Origin of the sequence: Sphingosinicella rhizophila, assembly GCF_032378825.1 — a bacterium.
Taxonomy (GTDB): domain Bacteria; phylum Pseudomonadota; class Alphaproteobacteria; order Sphingomonadales; family Sphingomonadaceae; genus Allosphingosinicella; species Allosphingosinicella rhizophila.
In genome coordinates, this window is sequence record NZ_JAVUPU010000002.1 from 328134 (window position 1) to 353119 (window position 24986).

A 24986-nucleotide genomic window follows, 5' to 3' on the forward strand; every position below is an offset into this window, starting at 1 on the left:
CATGGCGACGGCCGTCGCTCCGCCCCTGCCGCCCTTGAGGCTCGGCCGCTTCGAACATGCAATCGTCACCATCGCCCTGATGATGGCGGTGCTGCTGCAGGTGCTCGATACCACGATCGCAAATGTTGCGTTGCCGCACATGATGGCGAGCATGAGCGCCACTCAGGAAACCATCAATTGGGTGCTGACCTCTTATATCGTGGCCGCTGCCATCGCCATTCCCATCACCGGATGGCTCGCCGACCGGGTGGGGCGCAAGCGCCTGTTCGTTTGGGCGGTCATCGCTTTCACCGCGGCCTCCGTGCTGTGCGCGGCGGCGCAGAGCCTTCCGGAAATGGTATTGTTCCGCGCCATCCAGGGCGTGGCGGGCGCTTTTCTATTGCCGATCGCGCAGGCGGTCATGTTCGATATCAATCCGCAGGAGCGCCATGCCAAGGCCATGGCGATTTTCGGCATGGGCGTCATGATCGGCCCGATCCTGGGGCCGATCTTGGGCGGTTGGCTGACCGAAAGCTTCAACTGGCGCTGGGTGTTTCTGGTCAACCTGCCGGTCGGAATCATCTGCGCCTTGATGCTGATCCGTTTCATGCCGGGCACACAGGTTCGGAAGCGCCGGTTCGATCTGCTCGGCTTCGCCTTGCTGGCACTTGCGCTTGGCAGCCTGCAGATGATGCTCGATCGCGGACAGCAGCTCGATTGGTTCGACTCCTGGGAAATCTGGTTGGAGGCCGGCCTGGCCTTGTCGTGCGGCTGGATGTTCGCTGTCCATCTCGCCACGGCGCGTAACCCCTTGTTCGATCCGCGCATGTTCACCGACCGCACCTTTGCGGTGTCGCTCCTGTTCATGGCCATCACTGGCGTATTGCTGCTGGCAGGCCTCGCCTTGCTTCCGCCTTTGCTCCAGCACCTGCTGGGCTATTCGGTGCTCGATTCAGGCTTCCTGACCGCGCCCCGCGGCATCGGCACCCTGATCTCGATGATGCTTGCCGGTCGGCTCGCGGACAGGGTCGATGCGCGCTACCTGATCTTCACTGGCATGGCGCTGATGAGCCTCTCGCTGTGGCAGATGTCCGGCTTCACCCTGGTGATGGATTCGACACCTGTCATCGTCAGCGGAATTGTCCAGGGCCTGGGCCTCGGCCTGATCTTCGTACCGCTTCAGTCGCTCGCCTTCGCCTCCTTGCCGACGCAATATCGGACGACCGCGGCCAGCCTGCTGAATCTGTCCCGCAACATTGGTGGTTCGATCGGTATCTCGCTGGTGACGGCGCTGTTGGCACGTAATCTCCAGGTCAGTCATTCGGATCTGACCGCCGCAATTTCCCCGTATACGCTTGCCCAGGCGGGGCAGTGGCTTGGTGAAAGGCTGGGCGGCGCCGGCGACACGGCGGCGGCCTTACTCGATCTCGAGATTAACCGGCAGGCGCTGATGATCGCCTATCTCGACGATTTCCATCTGATGATGCTGGTGACGCTGGCCGCCTTACCGCTCGTCTTATTGCTGCGCAGGCCCTCGAGATCTGCTTCGGGTCCACCCGCAGTGGCGGACTGAGCCGAGCGTCGCTCGCATATTGCACGCCCGAGACGCCAAGGATGATTACGAAAGAAATGCGGCCAGTGCCGAAGTGCCGAGAGCGTGACATGGATCAGCCTCAATTCGAATGTCCGGTTGCGCACGAAAAAGACCCCGGAAGCATGCTTCCGGGGTCTCCGTCCGGCGTCCGTCCAAACGGACGAAAGGTCGCTTAACGCTTCGAGAACTGGAAGGAACGGCGCGCCTTCGCCTTGCCGTACTTCTTACGCTCGACCACGCGCGGATCCCGGGTCAGGAAACCCTCGCGCTTGACGGTGGTGCGGAGTGACGGCTCATAGCGGGTCAGCGCCGTGCTGATGCCGTGGCGGACAGCGCCCGCTTGACCGGAAAGACCTCCGCCCTTGACGGTCGCGATAACGTCATACTGACCCCGGCGATCGGTGATGTCGAACACCTGGTTGATGACAAGCCGCAGGGTCGGACGGGCGAAATAGACTTCCTGGTCGCGGCCGTTGACGACGATCTTGCCGGTTCCGGGCTTCAGCCAGACGCGCGCCACGGCATCCTTGCGGCGGCCCGTCGCATAAGCGCGGCCTTGCTTGTCCAGCTGTTGCTCGCGCAGCACGGCCTGGATCTGCGGACCCTGGGTCGAAACGCCATGGTCGTCGGCGGGCTCGGCAGGCTTAGCCGGAGCTTCCGTGGCCTGTTCGTTGGCTGCGGCTGCTGGCGCGGGTGCCGGCGTTTCCTGGCCGCCCTCGGTCAGCGCGGCAAGATCGGAAAGCGATTGACGGTTGTCTGACATCAGGCACCCACCTTGTTCTTGCGGTTCATGGCCGCGACATCGAGAAGTTCGGGAGACTGGCCACCGTGCGGATGCTCGGTGCCGGAATAGAGGTGAAGCGCCCGCATCTGGTCACGACCGAGCGGGCCGCGAGGGATCATGCGTTCGACCGCCTTTTCGAGCACCCGCTCGGGGAAGCGTCCCTCGAGTATTTTCGCTGCGGTAACGCCCTTGATGCCGCCGATATAGCCGGTGTGGCGGTAATAGACCTTGTCGGACAGCTTCTTGCCGGTGAACCGCACCTTGTCGGCGTTGATGACGACGACATGGTCACCGCAATCGACATGGGGGGTGTAGCTCGGCTTATGCTTGCCGCGCAGAATGTTTGCGACGATCGTGGCAAGGCGCCCGACCACCAGACCTTCGGCATCGATCAGATGCCATTTCTTCTCCACCTCGGCCGGCTTGGCCGATTTGGTGGTCTTCATCAGCGCCTTCATGGGCCCGGACCTCTTGTAAATGAACGACGCCGCCCCGTCAGGGAGCGGCGCTGGTGGCGGGCAAATGACAAAGGAGGCCCAAGAAGTCAAGTAAAAGCGGGTGTTTGCTGGGCGGTAACATATTACCTTCCACTATTTTCGATCACCCATAAGCGGTACGCTTCGGAAGCCTCCGAAATTGGCCACACCACTGCCGCTGGTGATTCGTAGCTATAGAGTTGACCCAGGCGCGCGATGAGGAGCGGCGCCTGCCCGGCCGTGGTCTTGAAGATCGCTGCTACCTCCTCGGCCTCTTCGACCTTGCCGTGCCAGCGATATATCGAATGGCAGGTTCCCAGCAGGTTGATGCAGGCAGCCAGCCTTTCCTCCACCAGCGATCGCCCGACGCTGCGTGCCTCCTCCACGCTGGCGAAGGTCGCGTAGACGCTGACGATCTCGCTCACGCCGTGCGGCTCCCCAGCCTATGCGCTGCGGCGATGATCGAACCAAGCAGCACGGCGGCCATGCCCTGGTGGGCGACAGCGATCCAAAGGTCGACGCCGCTGAGCAGGGTAAAGATGCCGAGCAGGATCTGGATCAGCACGGCCGCGACCACCGCCGTCGCGATTTTCCTGTCACCCTGCCTCCAGGCCGCGCGGGCAAGCAGGAATGCAGCCGCCGCGACGATCCAGGCGAGCCATCGATGCACGAATTGGACGACGATCGGATTGTCGACGAAGTTGCGGAGCATGGGCGTCAGCATCGGCGTCTCGGCGGGGAACCATTGGTCCCCCATTTTGGGCCAGCTCGAAAAGGCATAGCCCGCCTCGAGGCCGGCAGTATAGGCCCCGAACAGATATTGCAGGGCTAGGAGGGACAATATCCAGATCGCCAGCGTCGGCATCCTCGCCGGCCTGGCCTCGGCGATGCGGCCGAGGCGCCGCAGGTCGAGGCCGACCCAGATCAGGGAGCCGAAGATGAGCAAGGCGGTCAGCAGATGGACGGCAAGTCGAATGTGACTCACCTCCGGCCGCTCGACCAGGCCGGACGCCACCATCCACCAGCCAATCACTCCCTGCAGACCGCCAAGGGCGAGCAGGATGATGAGCTTCCAGCCGAACCCGGCGGGGATGCGGCGGCGCACGGCGAACCACAAGAGCGGCAAGGCGAAGGCCAGGCCGATGATGCGGCCCAGCAGGCGATGCACATATTCCCAGAAGAAGATGTTCTTGAATTCGGCAAGGCTCATTCCGCTGTTGACCAGCTGGTATTGCGGGCTTTGCCGATAGGCGTCGAATGCTTGCTGCCATTGCTCCTGGTTGAGCGGCGGGATGGCGCCCTTGATCGGTTCCCAATGGACTATCGACAGGCCGGATTCGGTGAGGCGGGTGATGCCTCCGACCACGATCATCGCGAGAACCAGGGCAGCGACGAAGAACAGCCAAGCCGCCAGCGGGGCAGGGTGGACCGGTCGCATGACCGGCGCTTCGATCTGTGCCTGTGAGGCCATGAGCGGCGCTATGGCGGCGATTGCTTCCCTTGCCAATGCGGATCGCGATTTGATCCGGATCGGACACAATTTTTCGCTAGATGTTATGTTGTATCTTTACTGTTTGGTGCTTATAAGACGCACCAGACAGGGAATCGGGACCGCGATGTTTGCCAATGTGATGCGCAATGGAGCGATGGACCGGCTTGCGATCGGTTTGTCTGGCCTTTGCCTTGTCCATTGTCTGGCCAGTGCCATCTTTCTTGCCTTGCTGGCCTCGGCGGGCGGCCTTCTGGTCTCTCCCATGGTGCATGAGCTTGGTCTCAGCCTTGCTATTTTTCTGGGTGTCGTCGCCTTGGGCCGCGGCATTGCCGAACATGGATTCATGATGCCGTCTTCGGTTGGCGGCATGGGGCTTGGCGTGATGGCCGGATCCCTGACGCTTCCGCATGGCGGCGCGGAGGTCGCCTATACGGTCCTCGGCGTGTTGATCCTGGCCTTGGGCCACGATCTCAATCGCCGGGCGGTCATTTAGGATCGGGACCCCCGAACCCAGGCGGACGGTCAGAACCCGCGTGGGTGGGTCGTCCCTTGTTCCGAGACCTGAAAGGGCTTAAATCCACGCTCATGGTTCATGTCCATCACAGCCACGAAGGCGACTCGCTTGCCGGCGCGGCAGCATCGACGATGGTTCGCTCGGGCGAACAATGGACAGCGATGCGGGCGGCTGTGTTCGACGCGCTGGCCAGCTTCGACAAGCCGGCCTCCGCTTACGACATCGCCGACAAGGTCAGTCAGGCCCAAGGCCGAAGGGTCGCGGCGAACAGCGTATACAGGATCCTGGATTTGTTCGTGAGCGCGAACCTCGCCCGGCGGGTGGAAAGCGCTAATGCCTACGTGGCCAACGATCATCCGGATTGCCTCCACGACTGCATTTTCCTGATCTGCGACCATTGCGGACAGGCAACCCATATCGACGACGATAAGCTGTCGAGCGGTGTCCGGGCGGCGGCGCGCCAGGCGGGATTCTCGCCGGATCGGCCGGTGATCGAAGTCAGGGGACGTTGTGGCGATTGCGAAGCTGGGTGAAGGGTTCGACAGGCGGATGCGGCTACGCTAACGCTGCCACGGACCGTTGATGATGAGCATGGAGCCCTGAAGCCCCGCAATGACCGAACGCCCGGAAACACCCATGCTCGATACCGTTCACGGTCCGGACGACCTGCGCCGGTTGACCTCCGAACAGCTTCCTCAACTGGCCGAAGAATTGAGAGCGGAAGTGATATCCGCCGTCTCTGTCACGGGCGGCCATCTGGGCGCTGGCCTCGGCGTGGTCGAACTGACCGTCGCGCTCCATTACGTGTTCGATACGCCGCGCGACCGGCTGATCTGGGATGTGGGCCACCAATGCTATCCCCATAAGATCCTCACGGGTCGTCGCGACCGCATCCGCACCTTGAGAATGGGTGGCGGCCTCAGTGGTTTCACGAAGCGGGACGAGAGCGAATATGATCCGTTCGGCGCCGCGCACAGCTCGACCTCGATCTCGGCCGCGCTCGGCTTTGCGATCGCCAACAAATTGGGTGGCGCACCCGGCAAGGCGATTGCGGTGATCGGCGACGGTGCGATGAGCGCCGGCATGGCCTATGAGGCGATGAACAATGCCCAGGCGGCGGGCAACCGGCTCATCGTCATCCTGAACGACAATGACATGTCGATCGCGCCGCCCGTGGGCGGGCTTTCCCATTATCTGGCGCGTCTCGTTTCGTCCGGAAAATATCTGACCGTCCGGCAGCTGGCGCAGCGATTCGCCCGCAAGCTGCCGGAACCGCTCCACAATGCGGCCCGCAAGGTGGAGGAATATGCGCGGGGAATGGCGACCGGAGGCACCCTCTTCGAAGAGCTCGGCTTCTACTATGTCGGCCCGGTCGACGGCCATAATGTCGAGCGGCTGGTCCACATCCTGGAAAATGTGCGCGACGCGGACGAAGGGCCTATGCTGGTCCATGTCGTGACCAAGAAGGGCAAGGGCTATGCCCCGGCCGAGGCGGCGGCCGACAAATATCACGGCGTCCAGAAGTTCGACATCATATCGGGCGAGCAGGCCAAGGCCGAGCCGGGTCCGCCCAGCTACACCAATGTCTTCGCCAAGGCACTGATCGGCGAGGCCGAGCGCGACGAAAAGGTCGTGGCGATCACCGCCGCGATGCCGTCCGGAACAGGGCTCGACAAGTTCGGAGCGCGTTTTCCCGAGCGCATGTTCGACGTTGGTATCGCCGAACAGCATGCCGTCACCTTCGCCGCCGGGCTCGCCGCCCAGGGCTATCGCCCGTTTTGCGCCATCTATTCGACCTTCTTGCAGCGGGCCTATGACCAGGTGGTCCATGACGTCGCGATCCAGAATCTGCCTGTGCGCTTCGGTCTCGACCGCGCAGGCCTTGTCGGCGCTGACGGCGCGACACATGCCGGCAGCTTCGATCTCGCTTATCTGTGTACCTTGCCCAATTTCGTGGTGATGGCGGCAGCCGACGAAGTCGAGCTCGTCCATATGGTGCATACTATGGCGCTTCACGACCAAGGGCCAATCGCATTGCGTTATCCGCGCGGCAACGGTGTTGGGGTCGCGCTCCCGACAAGCCCCGAGCGGCTGGAGATCGGCAAGGGCCGAATTGTGCGCGAGGGCAAGAAGGTGGCGATCCTGTCGCTTGGCACGCGCCTCCGGGAAGCGGAAAAGGCAGCCGACATCCTAGAAAGCATGGGCCTGTCTGCCACGGTGGCCGATCTGCGCTTCGCAAAGCCGCTCGACGAGCAGCTGATTCGCCGCCTGCTGACGAGCCATGAGGTCGCCGTGACTGTGGAAGAGGCAGCTGTCGGCGGCTTCGGGGCTCATGTGCTGACGATGGCAAGCGATCAGGGTCTGATCGATGCCGGCCTCAAGTTGCGCACGATGCGCCTGCCGGATCTGTTTCAGGATCAGGACAAGCCCGAAAAGCAATATGCGGACGCCGGGCTCGACGCCGACGGCATTGTCGGAACAGTATTGAAGGCGCTTCGCATCAACAGTGTGGGCGTCGTCGAGGGCGCAAGGGCCTGACCCCAGGCATTGCGCTTGCAGCAGCCTGGACTCGAGAAAAGCGAAAGCCGCCGGAAACCGACGGCTTTCTGTCTGGCTCGATGGCCGGCATTTGATCACGGCTCAGCCTGAGGCGTGGATCAAGGTTCCGGTCTGAGGAGCCTGATCCACATCAACGGCGAGCGCATATTGCTCCTCCGCTGAGGATCAGGTTCAGATCAGGAGTGCGGCGACAACGAGCGTCTGGGCCAGGGCGATAAGGCTGGCTGTCGTCAATTCCACGATGCGCATTGCATTCTTCCTTTGTCTTTGAGTCGGGATCGCTTCGTTTCCCGAGGGCCTATCTGGCTTCGGGTCGATCTTTTCTCAACTGCAAAGGTAGAGAAGACGAATGCAGAAATTGCAATCGTCTCAGATTATCCAGTCACGTCAATAATTTGTGCGCTGCAGCATATGTGAAACAGCTGATATAGGAGTGGCTGGTACCGCAATCACACACGATTCCGTTGCACTGCACCCAAGGTGGAGGTGGTAGGCTAGACGATCGGCGGCTCGCCATGAGCATGAGGTTTGGGATGGCCGTTGTGGCGAAAAAAGCGCCCATCGAGAGCTTCTATCAGCTGTTCGGCCTTGTCGCCGCCGGTAAGGCGGATCAAGGCATCTATCTTCGCTTCCATGCGATCGTCATTCTCTTTCGAGCTCGGCGATCCCAGATAAAGGAAATATGCGAGACCGCAGACCTGCCATAGCAGCTGGAGGAATTCAGATTGCCAATTCTCGAAAGTGTCGCGTCCCATCTCGATGAGATAGCTGGAGATCTCGGTCTTCTGCCCATGGTCGGCCGCCTCTTCGACGAACGCATACCAGCCAAAAAGCCAATGCAGCAAAAGCGAGCCGAGAAAGAAGGCCATCGTGATCCATGCATAAGCATATTTCTTGAAAAGACCGGGTTTCATGAGCTTGCTCCTGTCGGGATGGACTCTTTCGGATGTGAAACGTGAGCAACTTAATGCGGGTTCCCCGCCTCCCATGAACAAAATCCGTTCCGATCAGCTCCTCGTCGAGCGCGGCCTCGCTGATAGCAGGGCCAAGGCCCAGGCTCTGATCCTGGCCGGCCTTGTCTTTTCCGCCGAGCGGCGGATCGACAAGGCCGGCCAGATGCTTGCCGGCGACGCGCGGATCGAGGTGCGCGGACGCGTTCATCCCTGGGTCTCTCGCGGCGGCGTGAAGCTGGCGCATGGACTCGATCATTTCGGCTGGGAGGTGACGAATGCGGTGGCGCTCGACGTCGGCGCGTCCACCGGCGGCTTCACCGATGTGCTGCTGCAGCGCGGGGCGGCCAGGGTCTTCGCCGTGGACGTTGGCACCAACCAACTCGCCTGGAAGTTGCGGCAGGATCCTAGGGTCATTGTCCATGAACGGACCAATGCCCGCTACCTCACGGCCGACATAATCACGGAGCCTGTCGACATCGTCACCTGCGACGCGAGCTTCATCTCTCTGGCGAAGGTGCTGGACAAGGCGCTCGCCTTCGCCAGACCGGGTGGACGGCTGATCGCTTTGATCAAGCCCCAATTCGAGGCGGAGTGTGGTGAAATCGGCAAGGGCGGCGTCGTTCGGGACCCTGCGATTCATGCTAGAGTCTGTGCGCAGGCTTCGCTATGGGCGGAGGCGCAGGGGTGGAACGTCAACGGGATCATCGAGAGTCCGATCCGGGGACCTGAAGGGAATAGAGAGTTTCTACTCGCTGCACAGCGCGCCTGAGCGGATCGGGGCTGCAATCTTGCGGCCTTTCCGCGCGCCCATTCAAATCTTTGATTATATTGTCGCTGCTCGCCCTCGTCGCAGCCTGCGGCCAGGGCGACGCGCAGAAAGCAGGCCTGATGCCGCCGCTGGTGACGGTCGCGCCCGCCGTCACCGCGCGTTTCGCGGAGACGATCGAGGCGGTCGGTACGGGCGTCGCCAATGAACAGGTTACATTGTCCGCGCCGGTGACGGAGCGGATCGTGCGCTTGGGCTTTGACGACGGAAGTTTTGTTCGTGCTGGTCAGGTGGTTGCTGTACTCGCCCAGGGCCAGGAAAATGCCCAGCTCGCGGAAGCGCAGGCGCGCGCCCGCGAGGCGGGTCAGCAACTTGAAAGGGTTACCGAACTCAAGGAGCGGGGCTTTGCCACCCGGTCGAATTACGAAGCCCAGGAGGCGACCGCCGCAGCCGCGAAAGCGCAGGCCGCACAGGCGCGCGCGACAGTCGGCGACCGCGTGATCACCGCCCCCTTTGCCGGTTGGGTCTCGCTTCGAAACATCTCCCCGGGTGCGATCGTCTCGGCCGGAACGGAGATTGCGACGATCAGCGACATCCGCACCATCAAGCTGGATTTCCCGGTTCCGGAAACGTCGCTTTCCGCCATTCGGCCGGGCCAGACGATAGTGGCGCGCGCCGCAGCTTATCCCGATCAGCCGTTTCGCGGCCAGATAGCCAATATCGACACCGTGGTGGACCCGAACACGCGAGCCGTCACCGTTCGTGCCCATCTGCCTAATCCCGACGCGAAGCTGAAGCCCGGCATGCTTCTGGCAGTCACGATCGAAACGGCCTCCAGGGTCGCTGTAGGCGTACCGGAGCTTGCCGTGATCGGCCAGGGAGATTCCCGTTTCGTCTATGTGCTTGGCAGGGACGGCACGGTGAAACGAACCGAGGTCAGAACGGGCCTCAGATCCGAAGGGAAGATCGAGATCGTGGAGGGGCTCCGTCCGGGCCAGCGGATCGTCACGGAAGGCGTAGCCAAACTATCGGATGGGATGAAGGTACGGCTTGCCGCCGCTGCCGCCCCCCGCCCGGTCGGCAAACAGATGCCCGCGGCCGGCGGCTAGACAGCGGACGATGCAGCTTTCCGATCTCTCCGTAAAACGGCCCGTCTTCGCGGCAGTGCTCGCCATGCTGATCGTCGTGGTCGGCGTGGTCGGTTTCTTCAGCCTTTCTATCCGCGAATATCCGGCCGTCGATCCACCGATCGTGTCGGTGCAGACGGTTTATACGGGCGCTGCTGCCAGCGTGGTCGAGACGCGGATCACGCAGGTTCTGGAGCAGAGTCTGTCTGGCATCGAGGGCCTGGAAACGATCAGCTCGACCTCGCGCGATGGCGAATCGTCCATCTCGATCGAATTCGCGGCAGGCCGGGATGTCGACGCGGCGGCGAACGATGTTCGCGATCGGGTCGGACGATCGATCGACGATTTGCCGGACGAGGCGCGCCCGCCCGAAATCCGCAAGGTCGACGCGGATTCTTCGCCGATAATGTTCCTCGTGATTTCCAAACCCGGCTGGAGCCGGCTTGAACTCAGCGACTATGTCGATCGCAACCTGGTCGATCGCTTCTCCTCGATCGATGGCGTCGCCAATGTCTTTGTTGGCGGCGAGGCGCGGCCAGCCATGCGGGTCTGGCTTCAACCGGATCGGCTTGCCGCCTTCGCCTTGACGCCTGCCGATGTTGAAAGTGCGCTTCGCCGGCAGAATGTCGAACTGCCGGCAGGAAGGCTCGAATCGGCCGATCAGAACGTTACCTTGCGCGTCGACCGGCCGTTCCAGACCGCCGCGGAGTTTCGCAATCTCGTCGTGGCGCGTGGCGGCGATGGCTATCTTGTTCGTTTGGGCGATGTTGCGCGGGTGGAGCAGGGCCCGGAAAATCCTTACGCGTCCTTCCGGCTCAATGGCGCGACGGCGGTCGGGCTCGGCATCGTTCGCCAATCCGGCGCGAATACGCTCGCCGTCGCCGAATCCGCCAAGCAGACGATGGAGGATATGAAGCCGAGCCTGCCGGAGGGAATGGAGTTCACCGTCGGATCCGACGATTCCCTCTTCATCGACACCGCGATCGAAAAGGTGTGGACGACCCTCGGCGAAGCCGCCGTGTTGGTGGTGGCGGTCATCTTCCTCTTTCTCGGCAGCTGGCGGGCGACTCTGATCCCGGCAGTGACGGTTCCGATCTGCCTGCTTGCGAGCTTCGCGGTGCTTTGGTTCCTCGGTTTCTCGATCAACCTGCTGACCCTGCTCGCGCTCGTTCTCTCGATCGGCATCGTCGTCGATGACGCGATCGTCGTCCTTGAAAATATCTATCACCGCATCGAAGAGGGGGAGTCCCCGCTGGCCGCTTCCTATAATGGCGCGCGCCAGGTCGGCTTCGCCATCATCTCGACCACGATGGTCGTCTGCGCCGTCTTCGTTCCGGTCATGTTCATCGCCGGTCAGACCGGTCTTCTCTTCCGGGAGCTGGCCGCGGCGATGATCGGGGCGGTGGCCTTTTCCGGATTCCTCGCGCTCAGCCTCGCGCCCATGCTTTGCTCCAAGCTGCTTCGCCACGAGGAAAGGGGCCGTCTTGGGGCGTGGGTCGACGCCCGCTTTCGCCGCCTCGAGGTCTTTTATTCGAATCGTCTCGACATATCCTTGAGGAAGCCGTTGGTGCCATTCGTCGTGGTCGGGGTCTTGCTGGTGGGGGCAGGATTGCTTTTCGCGACGCTGCGCTCCGAGCTCATTCCGTCCGAGGATGTCGGAATTGTTCAGGTTGGCCTTACCGCACCGGAAGGAACTGGCTTCGACACCATGGATCGTTACGTGGTGGAGGCTCAGGATGACGTACTCGCAATGATGGAGGACGGCCCGATCCGGTCGGTGATCTCCCGTACACCCGGAGGATTCGGCGCTAGTGACGATTTCAACAGCGGGAACATGTTCATCTTCCTGAAGCCCTGGAATCAGCGCGACGCGACCACTCAGGATGTTGTGAACGAAATCAACAAGAAGCTGACGGCCTTGCCAGCGATCCGCGGCAATGCGAGCGTCAGATCGCCGCTGGGACGCGGCGGCGGCGGTCGCGGCGGCCAGATCGGCTTCGTCATTGCCGGCACGACATATGATGAGCTGGCGATCGCCCGCGACCGTATCCTTGCCGCTGCACAGCAGAATCCCGGAATCATCAACCTCGATTCGGATTATAAGGAAACCAAACCGCAGCTCCGCATCGAGGTCAACACCATGCGTGCCGGCGATCTCGGCGTCTCGGTCGACGATGTCAGCCAAGCGCTGCAGAGTCTGCTCGGCTCGCGCCGCGTATCCACCTATCTCGATCGCGGAGAGGAATATCGGGTCGTCGTCCAGGCCGATGCAGCCGACCGATCGACCGTCGCCAATCTCGCCTCCATCCATGTCCGCAGTCGATCGGGCCAGCTCGTTCCCCTGTCCAATCTCGTCACGACCCAGGAGAGTGCCGGCGCGCGCGAACTTGGCCGCTTCAACAAGCTCCGTGCCATCACCTTGTCCGGTGGCCTGGCCCCTGGCTACTCGCTTGGAGAAGCGCTGACTTTTCTCGAGCAGCAGGCTGCGGCGTCGCCGGAGGTGATTGCCGTCGGCTATCGCGGCGAGAGTTATGCGTTCAAACAGGCCGGCGGCTCCATCGTGCTGGTATTCCTCCTCACGATCCTGGTCGTCTACCTGCTGCTCGCTGCCCAATTCGAAAGCTTCGTCCACCCGGCCGTTATCATCACCACGGTGCCGCTCGCCGTCGCCGGCGGTGTTATTGGTCTCACGGCAATGGGACAGACGCTCAATCTTTACAGTCAGGTCGGTATCGTCATGCTCGTTGGCCTCGCGGCCAAGAACGGCATTCTGATCGTCGAATTCGCCAACCAGCTGCGCGATGCGGGCCGCGATATCGATCAGGCGATTCGGGAGGCGGCCGCCCGCCGACTGCGCCCGATCCTGATGACGTCGATCGCGACCGCGGCCGGGGCCGTGCCGCTCATGCTCGCAAGCGGTGCCGGCGCGGGCGCCCGTCAGGCGATCGGTGTTGTCGTTGTCTGGGGCGTTTCCATCTCGACCTTGATCACCTTGTTTCTTATTCCCCTCCTTTATTCTCGTCTGGCGCGTTACACCGGCTCTCCCGAGGCGGTGAGCCGGAAGCTCGAAATGGAGCTGGCCCAGCCGCAGCCGGCCGAGTGAAGGAAGAAAGATGACCGGAATCGCCTCCCGCGGGCAGCTCAGAATGTCCTTTCTGCGCTATGCTCTTTTCACCGCGCCGCTGATCCTCCTGCTCGGCACGGTGTCGGGGCGGATCGCCAATAGCGGCTATGGCAATCCTTGGTTCGATGCCCTGTACAAACCGGAAATCATGCCGCCAGGCTGGGTGTTCGGTGCCGCATGGACCTCGCTCTACATTCTCCTGGGGCTGGCGCTGGCGATGGTGCTGAACGCGCACGGCGCGCGGGGTCGGGGGCTTGCGATCAGCCTGTTCCTCGTCCAGCTCTTGCTCAACTATGCCTGGTCGCCGGTCTTTTTTGCCCTGCACAAGGTCGACACCGCCTTTCTGATCATCCTGGTGATGCTGACGCTGTCGATCGTCGTGACCCTGCTCTTTGCCCGGATTCGAAGCGGCGCGGCCTGGTTGATGGTGCCTTATGTCGGGTGGCTCGTCTTCGCATCGGTGCTCACCTATCAGGTGGATCAGCTCAATCCCGACGCCGAACGGCTTGTACCGCAGCGGGGCAGTGCCGATATCCAGATCTGAGCGATTGAGGAGAAGACGAAATGCAGTCAGAAAACCGTCTGTTCGACGATTTCGTCAAGGTCATGAACGGTGCCGCCGGAACCATTGCCGGTATGGGTCGGGAAGCCGAGGGCGCTTTCCGTGACAGAATGCGGGAATGGGTCGGCGGCCTCGACATGGTCGGCCGCGAAGAGTTCGAGGCTGTCAAAGCCATTGCGGTTGCCGCGCGGGAAGAGAATCAGCTGCTCAAGGCGCGCCTCGATGCGCTCGAGGCCGGAACCTGGAAAGATCAGGCCGCGTCACCCTCCAAGCCTCGGCGCAAGCCCGGCGCTGGTGCGACAGCCGGCCAGTAATCCACAACATATTGTGGTTGCCGCTCCTGCCGGTCTTGCGCTTTGGCGGAGGCGCGTGCACGCTTGGGCGGCATTTATGGATGCAGGATTTAGGTAATGGACGTCGACGAGTTTGAGCTGGAGCGTGAAACGAGCGCCCCCATCGACATGCTCGAACATTATTTCAGTGCGCATGGCTGGGCCTATGAAAGGGGCGGCGAGGAAGAGATCGTCGCCAATTTCCAGGGAAGTTGGGCGCAATATGAGCTCCGCGCGATCTGGCGCGACGATGATCATGTTCTTCAATTCCTGGCTTTGCCGGACATCCGGGTCGCGCCCGACAAACGCGCGGTCTCATATGAAGTGATCGGCCTGATCAACGAGCAGCTTTGGCTGGGGCATTTCGAATTGTGGGCGGCTTCGGGCCTGGTACTGTTCCGCCATGCGGTCCTCCTCGAAGGCGAGGAGGGCGGGACCCTGACGCTGCAGCAGGCGGAGACATTGGTCGAAGCAGCGATCGAGGAATGCGAGCGTTTCTATCCGGTCTTCCAGTTCGTCCTGTGGGCCGGCAAGAGCCCGCAGGAGGCGATCGCCGCCGCCCTTATCGAGACGCAGGGCGAGGCCTAGTGACCGATCTTGAACTGCCGGGTCCGTTCTGGCTGGTCGGCTGCGGCAATATGGCAGGCGCGATGCTGACCGGCTGGTTGAACGCCGGGCTCGATCCTCGGCACGTCACGGTAATCGATCCGGTCGGCAAGATTCCCGCCGAGGGTGTGCGTGGGCTGACTGCTCTGCCCGAAGACGAAGTGCCGGCTTTGGTGATGCTTGGCGTCAAGCCGCAATTGTTGGACGAAGTCGCGGCGACCCTTGCACCGGTGCTCGAACCCGAAACCATGTTGATATCCATTCTCGCTGGCGTGGAACTCGCCTCCCTGCGGGCACATTTTCCGAAACCGCGCGCATTGTTCCGGGCGATGCCGAACCTACCGGCCCGGCTGAACCGGGGCGTGACCGGCCTTCATGGCCAAGGCGACACCCAGGCGCGCAAGATGGTCGAGACGCTGATGAAAGCGTTGGGTCTTGTCGAATGGTTCGACGACGAAGCGCAGTTTCAGATCGTTACCGCGCTGGGCGGCAGCGGACCCGCTTTCTTGTACCGCTTCATCGACATGATGGGCGCCGCCGGGGAGGCACAGGGCCTGGCGCCCGAACAGGCCAGCCGCATCGCATTGGCGATGGTCGCCGGGGCCGCCGAGCTTGCCTTTCGGTCCGATGTCGATCCGGCGACCCTGGCGGATCGCGTGACCAGTCCCGGCGGAACCACTGCGGCCGGTCTCGGGGTTCTGGATGCTGCGCTTCCGGAACTGCTTCGGGCAACGCTCGACGCTGCCGTGCGGCGCGGCGAGGAAATGGCTGAGGCGGCGCGGCGCTGAGCCGGCGGGATCTTCGGAAAAAGGATAGGGTCTGGGTCTTTCACCGGCGAAGGATGCGGCTATAAGGCGCGTCGCGAGCCGATGCTGGGGCGTCGCCAAGTGGTAAGGCACCGGTTTTTGGTACCGGCATTCGCAGGTTCGAATCCTGCCGCCCCAGCCAATTTCGTTCGGGCCGCCGAGATCGGCCATTCACCCATCAGATTATCTAGCCCCCAGCGCCAGCAATACTGGCTTGCTCCAGGCGGCCCGCTCGATTTCATATGGTGGAACAACGGGGAGGCCTGATCCTTACGAAGGCATGGCATCCCGATCTAGGGCCAAGCGTCGCATTGGAACCGAGGGGGGATTGGATGAAGCGGGTTGGTCGCATCGAATATGGCCGCGCAATGCCCTCGGCGGGGACGGCGGCAGCATTTGCACGGTCCACCCATGAACTCGGCAGAGGCAGAAGATGACTGCGCCTGCGCCAGCGCATGAGCTGTTGCACGGGCACATCCTGATTCATTCCTCAGCGCTTCTTCCTGGGCTGGCGCCAGCGCCTTCCGGCGCTGGTGCATCCCTTTTGCCATGAACCGGCGCGATCTTTGCCTCGCAATGGCGGCAGGGGCCGGCAATCTGTTCCTCCTTTCCCATGCGGCGGTCGGACGAGCGGCTACCCTCAAGGAAACAGAGTCAGGCGATCCGACGCAGTCGAGCTTGGCCGCGGCCTCCCGTGCCATCCGCCGCGGCGAGACGTCTTGCGTCGAACTTATCCAGGGCTGCCTCCGTCGCATCGAGACCGAGAACCCCAAGGTCAATGCGATCATCACCACCATGCGCGACCAGGCGCTCGCGCAGGCCGCAGCGCTGGACGCCGAAGCCCGCAACGGCCGCTTTCGCTCGCCGCTTCACGGAATTCCGATCGCGCTCAAGGATAATATCGACACAGCGGGCGCCCGCACCACCAATGCCAGTGCGCTGCAAAAGGATCGCATCCCGGCGCAGGACGCGCGCGTGGTGCAGCAGCTCAAGCAGGCCGGCGCCGTCATCATCGCCAAGACCAATCTGTCCGAATTCGCCTTGGCATCGGCGACTTCAGCCTCTTCCTTCTTTGGCCCGGTGCGCAACCCTTGGAGCCTCGACCGCGTCTCGGGCGGATCGTCGGGCGGATCAGCCGCGGCGGTTGCGACCGGCATGTGCTTCGGTGCGTTGGGCACGGACAGCGGCGGTTCGGTCCGTATCCCCTCCGCATGGTGCGGGCTGACTGGGTTGAAGCCAACCCTGGGACTGGTCCCGGCCACCGGCATCGGGCCCGGAGTTCCGCTTCTCGACACTTGCGGGCCGATGGCGCACACGGCTGAGGATGTCGCGCTCCTGTTCGAGCATATGACAGGTTATGATCCGATCGACGTGGTGAGCCTGGAGCGGCCCCGCGAACTTTATTCCGCAAGGCTCGGCCGGCCGCTTTCGGACCTGCGGGTGGGCGTTCCCCGGCGCCCCCATTTCGAAGGGCTGGATGCGCAGGTCGCCAACGCCGTCGAAGCCGCATTGACGATCGTGGCGGGCATTGCCGGCAGCGTCGAAGACGTCGCTTTCGATGTTGGCGAAATGCCGGACATCATGGCGGCAATGGCAGACATCTACAGCGACCACCGCGAGAACCTGGCCCAGCGGAACGACCTTTATCAAACGGCGATCCGGCGAGCGCTGGAAGGAATAGCCGCGGAAATGAATCCGCCGGGCGGCCCGGATACCGAACAATTGCCGCATTATATCCGATCGCGCACCGCCACGCTGCGGTTTCAACGCACCGCCGATGCCGCCTTCAAGGGTTTCGACGTCGTCGTCATGCCCACCATCAAAATCCTGCCGCAGACGCTGAAGTCGGCCCTGGACTCCGAATATGGCAGCGGACCGCCCAATCATGGCGCGATCGTCGCGAACACGATGATCTTCAACATTATGGGCTTGCCTGCCTTGACCGTTCCGTGCGGCTTTTCCCGTGAAGGCCTGCCGATCGGGCTGATGATCTGCGGTCCCCGATATAGCGAGGCGACGTTGCTCGCGCTGGGTGCCGCCTATCAGCGTTCGACCTCTTGGCATACGCGCCGGCCGGCTCGGAACGCATGATGACGACTTTGATCGCATATCGGGGAGAGAGCTGATGAACCGCAGAGAAGCATTGTTTTCGGCGCTCGGAGCGGCGACGACCGTGGCTGCATCGGGGTCGCTTGCGGCTCAGCCACGCCGAAGTGCAGCCAGTTTGGCCGAGGCGCGACGGCTGCAGGATTCCACATTGCTGGTGGATCAGCTCGATGGGTCGGCGATGACCGACGAATATCTGGACATGCTGGAATCGGCGGGCGTCGATATCTGGCAGGGTCATGGCATGAGCAGCATCGGCAATGCGACCAGCCTGCTGACATTTCTCGACAAGCATTCCAGGCGGCTGGTCCTGGTGAAGAGCGTGCGTGACATCCGCAGGGCACATGAAGATGGCAGGATGGGCTATCTTGTCGGCTGGCAAGCGGCGAACAGCATCGCCACCGATATCGATAGATGGGGTATTCCCCAGGTCGAGAATCTGCGGACTTACTGGGAATTGGGCCTGCGCATCTGCGGCCTCGTCTACAATAATACCAGCGTGTTCGGTGGCGGCTCGCTGGATCCGACCCTGGGGCTCAGCCGTCAAGGTCGGCGGCTCGTGGAGGAGATTCACAAGCAACGGATCGTGCTCGACGTCGGCGGACATACGGGCGACCAAACATCCTATGACGCCATCGCCATGTCGAAGGGCGTGCCGATCATCTGCTCGCATACCAACCTGCGGTCGATCGCCGATAATCCACGAAACATGCCCGACAGGATGATCGAACAGATTGCGGCGAACGGCGGGGTCGTCGGCGTGACAGCGGTCAACGATTTTCACGCGCGCAATCGGCAGGATGCCCACGTTCAGGTCACGCCGCAGGTCGGGCTGGAGAAGCATCTCGATCAATATGATTATCTAAAGCGCCTGGTGGGCGTCGATCATATCGGCCTTGGTGGCGACTTCATGTACGGCCGGAGCGACCTCACCGAACTGAACCCGATGGTGTGGCCGCCGGATGCCTACAGCGTCCTGCCGCCGGCGAAAATGTTCATGGTCAAAGGCTATGAGAAGATCACCGAGTTGCCGAACGTCACGCAGGGATTGATGCAGCGCGGCTGGACGGATGCCGAGATCCGAAAGGTGCTCGGGGGAAATTGGCTGCGCGTCTATGAGAAAGTCTGGGGTGCCTGAGCCGGGATAATGGTGCCGGGCCGGGCGATTCCCACCTGGCCGCGCCAATCTCGAAAAGAGCTGATCCTTTCGTTCTCGTTGCGACACGCAGATCATCATTGGTGAAATCCCACATCAAGGGCGCATCAGCGCGCAAATCAAAGTGAAGAATAGAATGGACCAATATCTTCCGGTCGATCTCGATACCGACATGGCCAATCGCGTCTTGCCGAAAATCCTGCGGATGCGGGCGGAACGGCACGGCGACAGGAAATTTCTCGATATATGCGGGCAATCGGTCAGCTTCGGTGAAATGGACCTCATTTCGAGCCGGTTGGCGCGCGGTTTGCAGAAGCTGGGGGTCGCGCGGTCGGACCGTGTCGCATTTCTCTTGCCGAACTGCTTCGAGCTCGTGGCGATCTGGTTCGCGGTTTCGAAGCTCGGCGCGATCGAGGTGCCGAACAATCGGCATCTGAAGGGCGAGCTGCTGATCCACAATCTGAACAATTGCGGAGCCGAGCTCCTCGTCGCGGATCGCGCCTCGCTGACCGAGATCGCCAAGGTCCAGGACAGCCTTCCGGCCATCCATACACTCGTCCTGGTCGGCGCCAGGCCGGAGGAGGCTCGCGATGCGGGCATTCGCATCGACGCGATCCTCTCCTACGAAGAATGTGTGGCGGAGCGGGATGATTTCGATCCGGTCGACGTCCATTATTCCGACCCGATGGCGATCCTCTATACGTCCGGCACGACGGGACCCGCCAAGGGCGTCCTGATGTCCCATCACCATTATTTCAGCTGGGCGATCGCGATGGCGTGCAACCTTGGCTACACGGGAAACGACAGCTATTTCTCGCCATTGCCGCTCTTTCATGCCGATGCACAATTGTTCGGTATCTTCATGCCGCTTCTGTTCGGCACGGGATCGACGATGGTCGAAGGCTTCAGTGCTTCGAGATATTGGGATCAGGTGAGGCAGAGCGGTGCCACCAGCACCAACCTGCTCGGCGCCATGGCGGTCATCCTCATGCGTGCGGCGCCTTCCGAACTTGACCGCGACAATCCAGTGAGGGTTTGTCAATGTCTTCCCATAGTTCCGGACCAGGCGGCGTTCGAGGCTCGTTTCGGCATCAAGCTCGTGACCGCCTATGGACAGACCGAGACGAGCTTCGTCACGTTGGACACGGTAGACGAATCTCGCCCCAATTCATGCGGCCGCGCGCATCCGGAATGGGAAGTCGCCGTGGTCGACGAATATGATCAGCCTCTGCCGCCCGGCGCGGTCGGGGAGATCGTTTCCCGTCCCAGGAAGAGCTGGAGCATGTTTTCCGGCTATTACAATCAGGACGCCAAGACGGTGCAGGCGCTCAGAAACTGCTGGTACCATTCCGGCGACGCCGGCGAAATGGACGAGGATGGATGGCTTTATTTCAAGCATCGCCTGAACGAATCCATTCGCCGCCGCGGCGAGAACATTTCCCCCTACGAAGTCGAGACGGTCGCGGGTGGGCATGCCGACATCGTCGAAAGCGCAGCTTTTGGGGTACCTTCGGAATTTACCGAGGAGGAGATCGTGCTCGTGGCCAGGCGCAGGGCAGGCTCGGCCCTATCGGCGGCAGACCTGCTGGGCCATTTCCAAAGCAACGCGCCGCGCCACATCGTGCCGCGCTACATCGAGATCACCGACCTTCCGCTGCCGCGCACCCCTACCGAAAAGGTGTCGAGAAGCGCCCTGAAGCATAAGGGAATAACCGAGGCTACGTTCGATCGCGAACGGCGATAGGTTCCGGCTCCAAGCAGAAGGTGACCTAAAGGAAGGCGTATCAGCAATGACATCGAGCCAGGATAATTCGGAAGCAGGCCCGCCGACGGTCAGCCGGGCGATCGCACGATTCATCTCGAGCCAGGGCGTGAAGCGGGTCTATACCTTGCCCGGTTCCCACGTGAAGCCGATCTGCAGCGAGCTCGATCTGGCGGGTGTCCGGATCATCTCGGCCCGCGATGAGCGTTCCGCCGTGCACATGGCGCATGCAGACGCCGATCTCACCGGGATTCTGGGTGTCGCGATCGTCACCGCCGGGCCTGGAATGACCAATGCGATCACCTCGATCGCCAGCGCCTTCCTGGCACGCACGCCCTTGCTCGTCCTGTCCGCCCGCGTTCCCGATCCGCAGGCAGGGATGGGCGCGCTGGAGGAGGTGCCACAGGCGGATCTGGTGCGGCCCGTCAGTCGTCATGTCCGCGAGATATCGGACGCGCGGCACGTCTTGCAGGGCCTGCACCTGGCCGTCAGCAGCGCAATGGGCAATGACGGCCCAGCCGGTCCGGCCTATGTCGATTTTGCGCCCAATCTCCTGAAGATGCGGATCGCTGACTGGCACTTGCGGCAAAATTGGTTCGAGCCGGTCAAGCGTTCCGTCCGTGCGCCCGGTCAGGACAGCATCGACGGGGCCGCACGATTGCTCCGCCAGAGCCGTCGGCCGCTCGTCATCGGCGGGCGCGGCGCCTTGGGGTCCGGCGATCTGCTGGAGCGGTTCCTGGAGGCCTCCGGCAGCTTATACCTCGATACGAGAGAGAGCCGCGGGGCCTTGTCGCCGGACAATGCGAATTCGGTGCCCGCTCAGAGAGGGCGGGCGATGGCGGAAGCCGATCTCATCATCACATTGGGCAGACGGCTGGATTTCGAACTCGCCTTTGGTTCCCCGGCGATATTCTCCGAAGGTGCGCGTTTCCTTCGCATCGGCCGCAATATCGAGGAGCTCAGCGAGAATCGGCCCGGCGACGTCCAATTGTGCGCCGACGTAGACGCCGCACTGCGTGCTTTGCTGAAATCCGATTTCAAGGCGACCGATCCTGATCGGGGCTGGCGGGAGGGCCTGATCGCAACCAACGCTGAAAAATCCCGCGCGACAAGCGAGAAAATGGCAAATCTTCCGGTCGAAGCGGACGGCCGCATGCATCCGCTGACCTTGATCGGCCATATCAACCGGCATGTGGACGAGGATACGATCTGCATCGTCGATGGCGGCGATATCCTTTCCCACGCGCGGGTCGGGTTGCGCGCCTACAGATATCTTGATCTGGGACCTTTTGGCTGTCTCGGATCGGGGGTTCCATACGCAATCGCTGCCTCACTGGCTTTTCCCGAGGACCGGACGGTCGCGATCGTCGGCGATGGCGCCTTCGGATTCTCGGCGATTGAAATCGAAACCGCGGTCCGTTGTGGCGCACGGGCACTTTTCATCGTGGCCAATAATGACGCCTGGAACATCGAGCGCCAGGATCAACTGATCAAATATGCAGATCAGGAACTCGGCAGCACATTGTCGCCATGCCGCTATGATCTGCTCGCCAGATCATTGGGTGCGCATGGTGAGCGCGTCGACCGGGAAGGAGACCTGGCTGGCGCCCTGGAAAGAGGATTGGCCAATTTGCCTGCAGTGATCGATGTCGCGGTGACTCGAAATGCGATTTCCTCGGACACCAGAAGCGGCCTTGCCAATGTGCCGCCTCTGCACGCCGTCCAGGCATGGGATGATGCCGAGAGGGCTATGATGGATGGACCGGCTGCTGCTCCTCAGTAGGAAGGACAGGGTTCAGCTGACTGCGATCTCAAGCCGCTTCCTCACCACAAAGAAGTCGCCTCACACCCGCCAGAAAGACGGCGCGGGAATGTTGACGCTCGACATCGCGCCGGCCGCTTTCGCCAAGTTCACGTCTCAGCGCCTCATTCCGTGCGAGCTTCAGGCAGGATCGGGCAAAGCCGTCCGGACTGTCGGCCACGACCAGGCCGGTCAGTCTGTCCAGGCCGCGCGCAGCATGCGGCGAACACACGCAGGGCAATCCCATGGCAAGCGCCTCGATTACCTTGATCTTGGTGCCCCCACCGCGCCGGATCGGAGCGATGGCGATGCCGGCGCGGGCATATGCGGCGGAAAGTTCGTCGACGGGTCCGGCCAGTTCCACCCCCCTTATATTTCGCCAGCGCTCGAGGAAGGGCTGGTGCGGCAATCGCCCCACCAGCCTCAGTCGAGAATCGGGAGCCGCAGCCAGGATGAGGGGCCATACCTCCCGCAGGAACCAGTCGAATCCCTCGGCATTGGGTGAGTAACGGAACTGCGCCACCCCTAGGAATTCCGTCGCCGCCGGGGACAAGGGGATGTTTGCTTCCTCAAGCGTGTGGAACGGAATATTGGGAAGTGGGACGGCCCTGACGCCGGGGCTCTCATTCAGCCAGGCGGGGGTCCAGCCGTTGATCCACAAGCCATCGGCGGCGAGCAGGGCCTGCCGTTCGCGCCGTTCGATCACCGGTGCCGCGAACAGTTGCCGGAGCAGGCGCGCCAAGGGGTTTGGGCCGACTTTCGATTCCGCCGGCTCGACCAATTGCGTCAGGAAATCGTCGACGTCGACAAGGATTTCCACATTTGGGCAAAGCCGCCGCAAATCGCGCAGCCGGCAGGCCGTGCTGCCGTAGCGCAGCACCACTGCCTGGTGTCCGCCCGCCTTTATCTTTGCGGCGATCTCCGCCGCCAGCCTCCTGTCCGGCAGAGCCTCTCGGAGAAACGGAGACACGGTGCCGGCAAGTCTGAGAAAGGCCCGCCGCAATACCCCGTTGCGCCCGAACGTGCCGATCAACCCCGGTCCCAGTGCTTCGATCACTTCGGGGGCCATCGGCTCGAGCAGATACAGGTCGACGCTGGAATCGCGCGCGAGGGCTTGGTGGAGCAAGGCCGTGCGCTGGGCGCCCCCGCTGTCGGGAGGCCAGGGGGAGACAGGACTGACCAGGAGGACCCGGCGGGTCCGGACACATAAGTCAGTCAAGCAGCTGCACCTTCACATCCTCGCGGAAATCGGACCAGGATCGAGCGTGGAAGTGCGACCGGATCCGCGCCTCGCGGCGACGCAGTTCATCGCGGTCCCTGAGGTAATGGGCGATGCGGTCCGCCCACAGCGCCTCGTCCTCCGGGTCGAGCGTTTCTGTCAGACCCGCGCCGGCCTCCGGGAGGGCGCCTCGATCCGAAGACAGGCAGAAAGTGCCGAGCGCGAGTGATTCACTCACGGGGATCCCCCAGCCCTCGTAAAGGGAAGGATAGACGGTGAAGAGGGCCCCCCGATAGAGCGCGGCAATTTCCTCGTCGGACTGATTCTCGACGATCCGGACGAGAGCGGCGGCGCCCGCGGCGCCGTCGATCTCCGCCAGCAGATCTTCGACCAGCCAGCCGCGGTAACCGGCGAAGACCAGCATCGGCAGGTCGGTCCACCCCTGCGCCATGAGCCGGTCATAGACGCGCAGCAGGAGGCGATGGTTCTTTCGCACCTCGATGGTCGACACATAGAGGATATAAGCCCGCTCGAATCCGGGCAGGCTCTGCGCCTCCCTGTCCGTTCGCCGCAAGTCGCATCCCGGCGGGATCACTCGTCCGTCCACGCCGGCAAATCCCATCCGGCCGGCTACCGCGCCAAGATCGCGCAGGGTCGCCTCGGAATTGCACAGGATCCGCGCTTCGGCCTCGAGCAGGGTCCGCAGCAGTTGCGTGAAGCAACGGGCGGTGTTCGATCCCACATAACCCTCGAACAGGATCGGGATCAGGTCGTGGCAATAGAAGAGAGTGGAAACCCCTGTCGTCTCGATCATCTTCCGATAGGTCGCGACGCGGCCATCGTCGTTCGAAACGTCGGCATAGATGAAGCAATCGTCCGGTCCGAATGCTGGGAATCGCCGTCCCGGTGCCAGCGCGGAGAGGCGGCCGAGCAGAGCCAGGCCGGCGCGCCAGACCAGACGCAGCAGCGCCGATCGACGCAACAGCCGGCGCGCCCATACGGAAAGGTCGCGCGTGTCCGGGCCGTCGCGCTGCAAGCTCCGCTCGAGCGCCTCCCACGAAACCGGCCGCATGCGCTGCGCCCGATGATCGTAGCGCCAGGCCTGATGCTCTTCAGACAAGTCCCGCACAGCCCGCGCCAACTCGGTCACGATCCGACTGATGCCATGCGGCGGCGCCCTCCGGTTCCAGGACGCTGTAACGTCGATGTGCAGCCGCGCGGTCATGGTCGGCCTTCCTACTGAAGCCGGCGCGGCACTGCCAGCTTGG

At 62.5% G+C, this 24986-nt stretch carries 22 protein-coding genes and 1 tRNA gene; 16 read left to right on the forward strand and 7 right to left on the reverse strand.

What is annotated here, in order from left to right; genetic code table 11:
- Position 1 precedes the first annotated feature (1 nt).
- Positions 2–1552: a DHA2 family efflux MFS transporter permease subunit gene (locus RQX22_RS04655; protein ID WP_315724111.1), complete on the forward strand. Its 1551-nt coding sequence runs from the start codon at positions 2–4 to the stop codon at positions 1550–1552.
- 193 nt (positions 1553–1745) lie between these two features.
- Here the strand turns inward: RQX22_RS04655 and rpsI are convergent, their stop codons facing one another.
- The 4 genes from rpsI to RQX22_RS04675 all read right to left on the reverse strand — a co-directional run bounded on the left by rpsI (position 1746) and on the right by RQX22_RS04675 (position 4304).
- The gene (rpsI, locus tag RQX22_RS04660; RefSeq protein WP_315724113.1) at positions 1746–2336 is read right to left on the reverse strand and encodes a 30S ribosomal protein S9; all 591 of its coding nucleotides are present in this window, start codon (positions 2334–2336) and stop codon (positions 1746–1748) included.
- Complete coding sequence (rplM, locus tag RQX22_RS04665) at positions 2336–2815, reverse strand: 50S ribosomal protein L13 (protein WP_315724115.1); 480 nt, start codon at positions 2813–2815, stop codon at positions 2336–2338. Before rplM ends, rpsI begins: the two co-directional genes overlap by 1 nt.
- A gap of 122 nt (positions 2816–2937) precedes the next feature.
- Positions 2938–3258 carry a divalent-cation tolerance protein CutA gene (cutA, locus tag RQX22_RS04670; protein WP_315724117.1) on the reverse strand — a complete coding sequence of 107 codons (321 nt, stop codon included), beginning with the start codon at positions 3256–3258 and terminating at the stop codon, positions 2938–2940.
- A complete protein-coding gene (locus tag RQX22_RS04675; protein ID WP_315724119.1) occupies positions 3255–4304 on the reverse strand; it encodes a COX15/CtaA family protein in 1050 nt (349 codons plus the stop codon). Before RQX22_RS04675 ends, cutA begins: the two co-directional genes overlap by 4 nt.
- A 145-nt stretch (positions 4305–4449) precedes the next feature.
- Here RQX22_RS04675 and RQX22_RS04680 point away from each other — a divergent pair, with 145 nt between their 5' ends.
- The 3 genes from RQX22_RS04680 to dxs all read left to right on the forward strand — a co-directional run bounded on the left by RQX22_RS04680 (position 4450) and on the right by dxs (position 7377).
- On the forward strand, positions 4450–4818 hold the full coding sequence (locus RQX22_RS04680) for a MerC domain-containing protein (RefSeq protein WP_315724599.1): 369 nt from the start codon (positions 4450–4452) through the stop codon (positions 4816–4818).
- Positions 4819–4910: 92 nt separating this feature from the next.
- Entirely contained in the window at positions 4911–5372 is a 462-nt protein-coding gene (locus tag RQX22_RS04685; RefSeq protein ID WP_315724121.1) for a Fur family transcriptional regulator, read from the forward strand.
- A 79-nt stretch (positions 5373–5451) separates the two neighbouring features.
- Entirely contained in the window at positions 5452–7377 is a 1926-nt protein-coding gene (gene dxs / locus RQX22_RS04690; protein WP_315724123.1) for a 1-deoxy-D-xylulose-5-phosphate synthase, read from the forward strand.
- A gap of 515 nt (positions 7378–7892) precedes the next feature.
- Here the strand turns inward: dxs and RQX22_RS04695 are convergent.
- Complete coding sequence (locus tag RQX22_RS04695; RefSeq protein ID WP_315724125.1) at positions 7893–8312, reverse strand: DUF6766 family protein; 420 nt, start codon at positions 8310–8312, stop codon at positions 7893–7895.
- A gap of 73 nt (positions 8313–8385) precedes the next feature.
- On the opposite strand from RQX22_RS04695, the gene RQX22_RS04700 reads away from it, so the two are divergent.
- The 12 genes from RQX22_RS04700 (at position 8386) to RQX22_RS04755 (ending at position 22481) form a co-directional block, all read left to right on the forward strand.
- Positions 8386–9120 carry a TlyA family RNA methyltransferase gene (locus RQX22_RS04700; protein WP_315724127.1) on the forward strand — a complete coding sequence of 245 codons (735 nt, stop codon included), beginning with the start codon at positions 8386–8388 and terminating at the stop codon, positions 9118–9120.
- A gap of 50 nt (positions 9121–9170) precedes the next feature.
- On the forward strand, positions 9171–10226 hold the full coding sequence (locus RQX22_RS04705; RefSeq protein ID WP_410001596.1) for an efflux RND transporter periplasmic adaptor subunit: 1056 nt from the start codon (positions 9171–9173) through the stop codon (positions 10224–10226).
- Positions 10227–10236: 10 nt separating this feature from the next.
- Positions 10237–13347: an efflux RND transporter permease subunit gene (locus RQX22_RS04710; RefSeq protein ID WP_315724129.1), complete on the forward strand. Its 3111-nt coding sequence runs from the start codon at positions 10237–10239 to the stop codon at positions 13345–13347.
- 10 nt (positions 13348–13357) lie between these two features.
- On the forward strand, positions 13358–13912 hold the full coding sequence (locus tag RQX22_RS04715; RefSeq protein ID WP_315724131.1) for a TspO/MBR family protein: 555 nt from the start codon (positions 13358–13360) through the stop codon (positions 13910–13912).
- 20 nt (positions 13913–13932) lie between these two features.
- Positions 13933–14244: an accessory factor UbiK family protein gene (locus RQX22_RS04720; protein WP_315724133.1), complete on the forward strand. Its 312-nt coding sequence runs from the start codon at positions 13933–13935 to the stop codon at positions 14242–14244.
- Between the two features lie 96 nt (positions 14245–14340).
- Complete coding sequence (locus RQX22_RS04725) at positions 14341–14850, forward strand: type III secretion system chaperone family protein (protein WP_315724135.1); 510 nt, start codon at positions 14341–14343, stop codon at positions 14848–14850.
- Positions 14850–15656 (forward strand): pyrroline-5-carboxylate reductase, encoded by an 807-nt coding sequence (proC, locus tag RQX22_RS04730; protein WP_315724137.1) that lies wholly within the window; start codon positions 14850–14852, stop codon positions 15654–15656. Before RQX22_RS04725 ends, proC begins: the two co-directional genes overlap by 1 nt.
- Positions 15657–15741: 85 nt before the next feature.
- Positions 15742–15816 (forward strand) — tRNA-Gln (locus RQX22_RS04735).
- A 407-nt stretch (positions 15817–16223) separates the two neighbouring features.
- Positions 16224–17765 (forward strand): amidase, encoded by a 1542-nt coding sequence (locus RQX22_RS04740; protein WP_315724139.1) that lies wholly within the window; start codon positions 16224–16226, stop codon positions 17763–17765.
- 34 nt (positions 17766–17799) lie between these two features.
- Positions 17800–18918 (forward strand): dipeptidase, encoded by a 1119-nt coding sequence (locus tag RQX22_RS04745; protein ID WP_315724141.1) that lies wholly within the window; start codon positions 17800–17802, stop codon positions 18916–18918.
- A 154-nt stretch (positions 18919–19072) separates the two neighbouring features.
- Complete coding sequence (locus RQX22_RS04750; RefSeq protein ID WP_315724143.1) at positions 19073–20680, forward strand: AMP-binding protein; 1608 nt, start codon at positions 19073–19075, stop codon at positions 20678–20680.
- Positions 20681–20726: 46 nt separating this feature from the next.
- Positions 20727–22481, forward strand: a complete 1755-nt coding sequence (locus tag RQX22_RS04755; protein WP_315724145.1) for a thiamine pyrophosphate-binding protein — start codon at positions 20727–20729, stop codon at positions 22479–22481.
- 28 nt (positions 22482–22509) lie between these two features.
- On the opposite strand, the gene RQX22_RS04760 is transcribed toward RQX22_RS04755, so the two are convergent.
- Positions 22510–23718 carry a glycosyltransferase gene (locus RQX22_RS04760; protein ID WP_315724147.1) on the reverse strand — a complete coding sequence of 403 codons (1209 nt, stop codon included), beginning with the start codon at positions 23716–23718 and terminating at the stop codon, positions 22510–22512.
- The gene (locus RQX22_RS04765) at positions 23711–24943 is read right to left on the reverse strand and encodes a glycosyltransferase (protein ID WP_315724148.1); all 1233 of its coding nucleotides are present in this window, start codon (positions 24941–24943) and stop codon (positions 23711–23713) included. Before RQX22_RS04765 ends, RQX22_RS04760 begins: the two co-directional genes overlap by 8 nt.
- Positions 24944–24986 lie beyond the last annotated feature (43 nt).

Excerpts from the sequence above, each read along its gene's own strand:
- RQX22_RS04725 (WP_315724135.1), top strand. The coding sequence starts at position 14,341 with ATGGACGTCGACGAGTTTGAGCTGGAGCGTGAAACGAGCGCCCCCATC.
- rpsI (WP_315724113.1), bottom strand. The coding sequence starts at position 2,336 with ATGTCAGACAACCGTCAATCGCTTTCCGATCTTGCCGCGCTGACCGAG.
- RQX22_RS04655 (WP_315724111.1), top strand. The coding sequence starts at position 2 with ATGGCGACGGCCGTCGCTCCGCCCCTGCCGCCCTTGAGGCTCGGCCGC.
- RQX22_RS04745 (WP_315724141.1), top strand. The coding sequence starts at position 17,800 with ATGAACCGCAGAGAAGCATTGTTTTCGGCGCTCGGAGCGGCGACGACC.
- RQX22_RS04750 (WP_315724143.1), top strand. The coding sequence starts at position 19,073 with ATGGACCAATATCTTCCGGTCGATCTCGATACCGACATGGCCAATCGC.
- RQX22_RS04680 (WP_315724599.1), top strand. The coding sequence starts at position 4,450 with ATGTTTGCCAATGTGATGCGCAATGGAGCGATGGACCGGCTTGCGATC.
- RQX22_RS04685 (WP_315724121.1), top strand. The coding sequence starts at position 4,911 with ATGGTTCATGTCCATCACAGCCACGAAGGCGACTCGCTTGCCGGCGCG.
- RQX22_RS04720 (WP_315724133.1), top strand. The coding sequence starts at position 13,933 with ATGCAGTCAGAAAACCGTCTGTTCGACGATTTCGTCAAGGTCATGAAC.
- RQX22_RS04755 (WP_315724145.1), top strand. The coding sequence starts at position 20,727 with ATGACATCGAGCCAGGATAATTCGGAAGCAGGCCCGCCGACGGTCAGC.
- rplM (WP_315724115.1), bottom strand. The coding sequence starts at position 2,815 with ATGAAGGCGCTGATGAAGACCACCAAATCGGCCAAGCCGGCCGAGGTG.
- RQX22_RS04710 (WP_315724129.1), top strand. The coding sequence starts at position 10,237 with ATGCAGCTTTCCGATCTCTCCGTAAAACGGCCCGTCTTCGCGGCAGTG.
- RQX22_RS04700 (WP_315724127.1), top strand. The coding sequence starts at position 8,386 with ATGAACAAAATCCGTTCCGATCAGCTCCTCGTCGAGCGCGGCCTCGCT.
- RQX22_RS04765 (WP_315724148.1), bottom strand. The coding sequence starts at position 24,943 with ATGACCGCGCGGCTGCACATCGACGTTACAGCGTCCTGGAACCGGAGG.
- RQX22_RS04715 (WP_315724131.1), top strand. The coding sequence starts at position 13,358 with ATGACCGGAATCGCCTCCCGCGGGCAGCTCAGAATGTCCTTTCTGCGC.
- RQX22_RS04675 (WP_315724119.1), bottom strand. The coding sequence starts at position 4,304 with ATGGCCTCACAGGCACAGATCGAAGCGCCGGTCATGCGACCGGTCCAC.
- RQX22_RS04740 (WP_315724139.1), top strand. The coding sequence starts at position 16,224 with ATGAACCGGCGCGATCTTTGCCTCGCAATGGCGGCAGGGGCCGGCAAT.
- dxs (WP_315724123.1), top strand. The coding sequence starts at position 5,452 with ATGACCGAACGCCCGGAAACACCCATGCTCGATACCGTTCACGGTCCG.
- RQX22_RS04695 (WP_315724125.1), bottom strand. The coding sequence starts at position 8,312 with ATGAAACCCGGTCTTTTCAAGAAATATGCTTATGCATGGATCACGATG.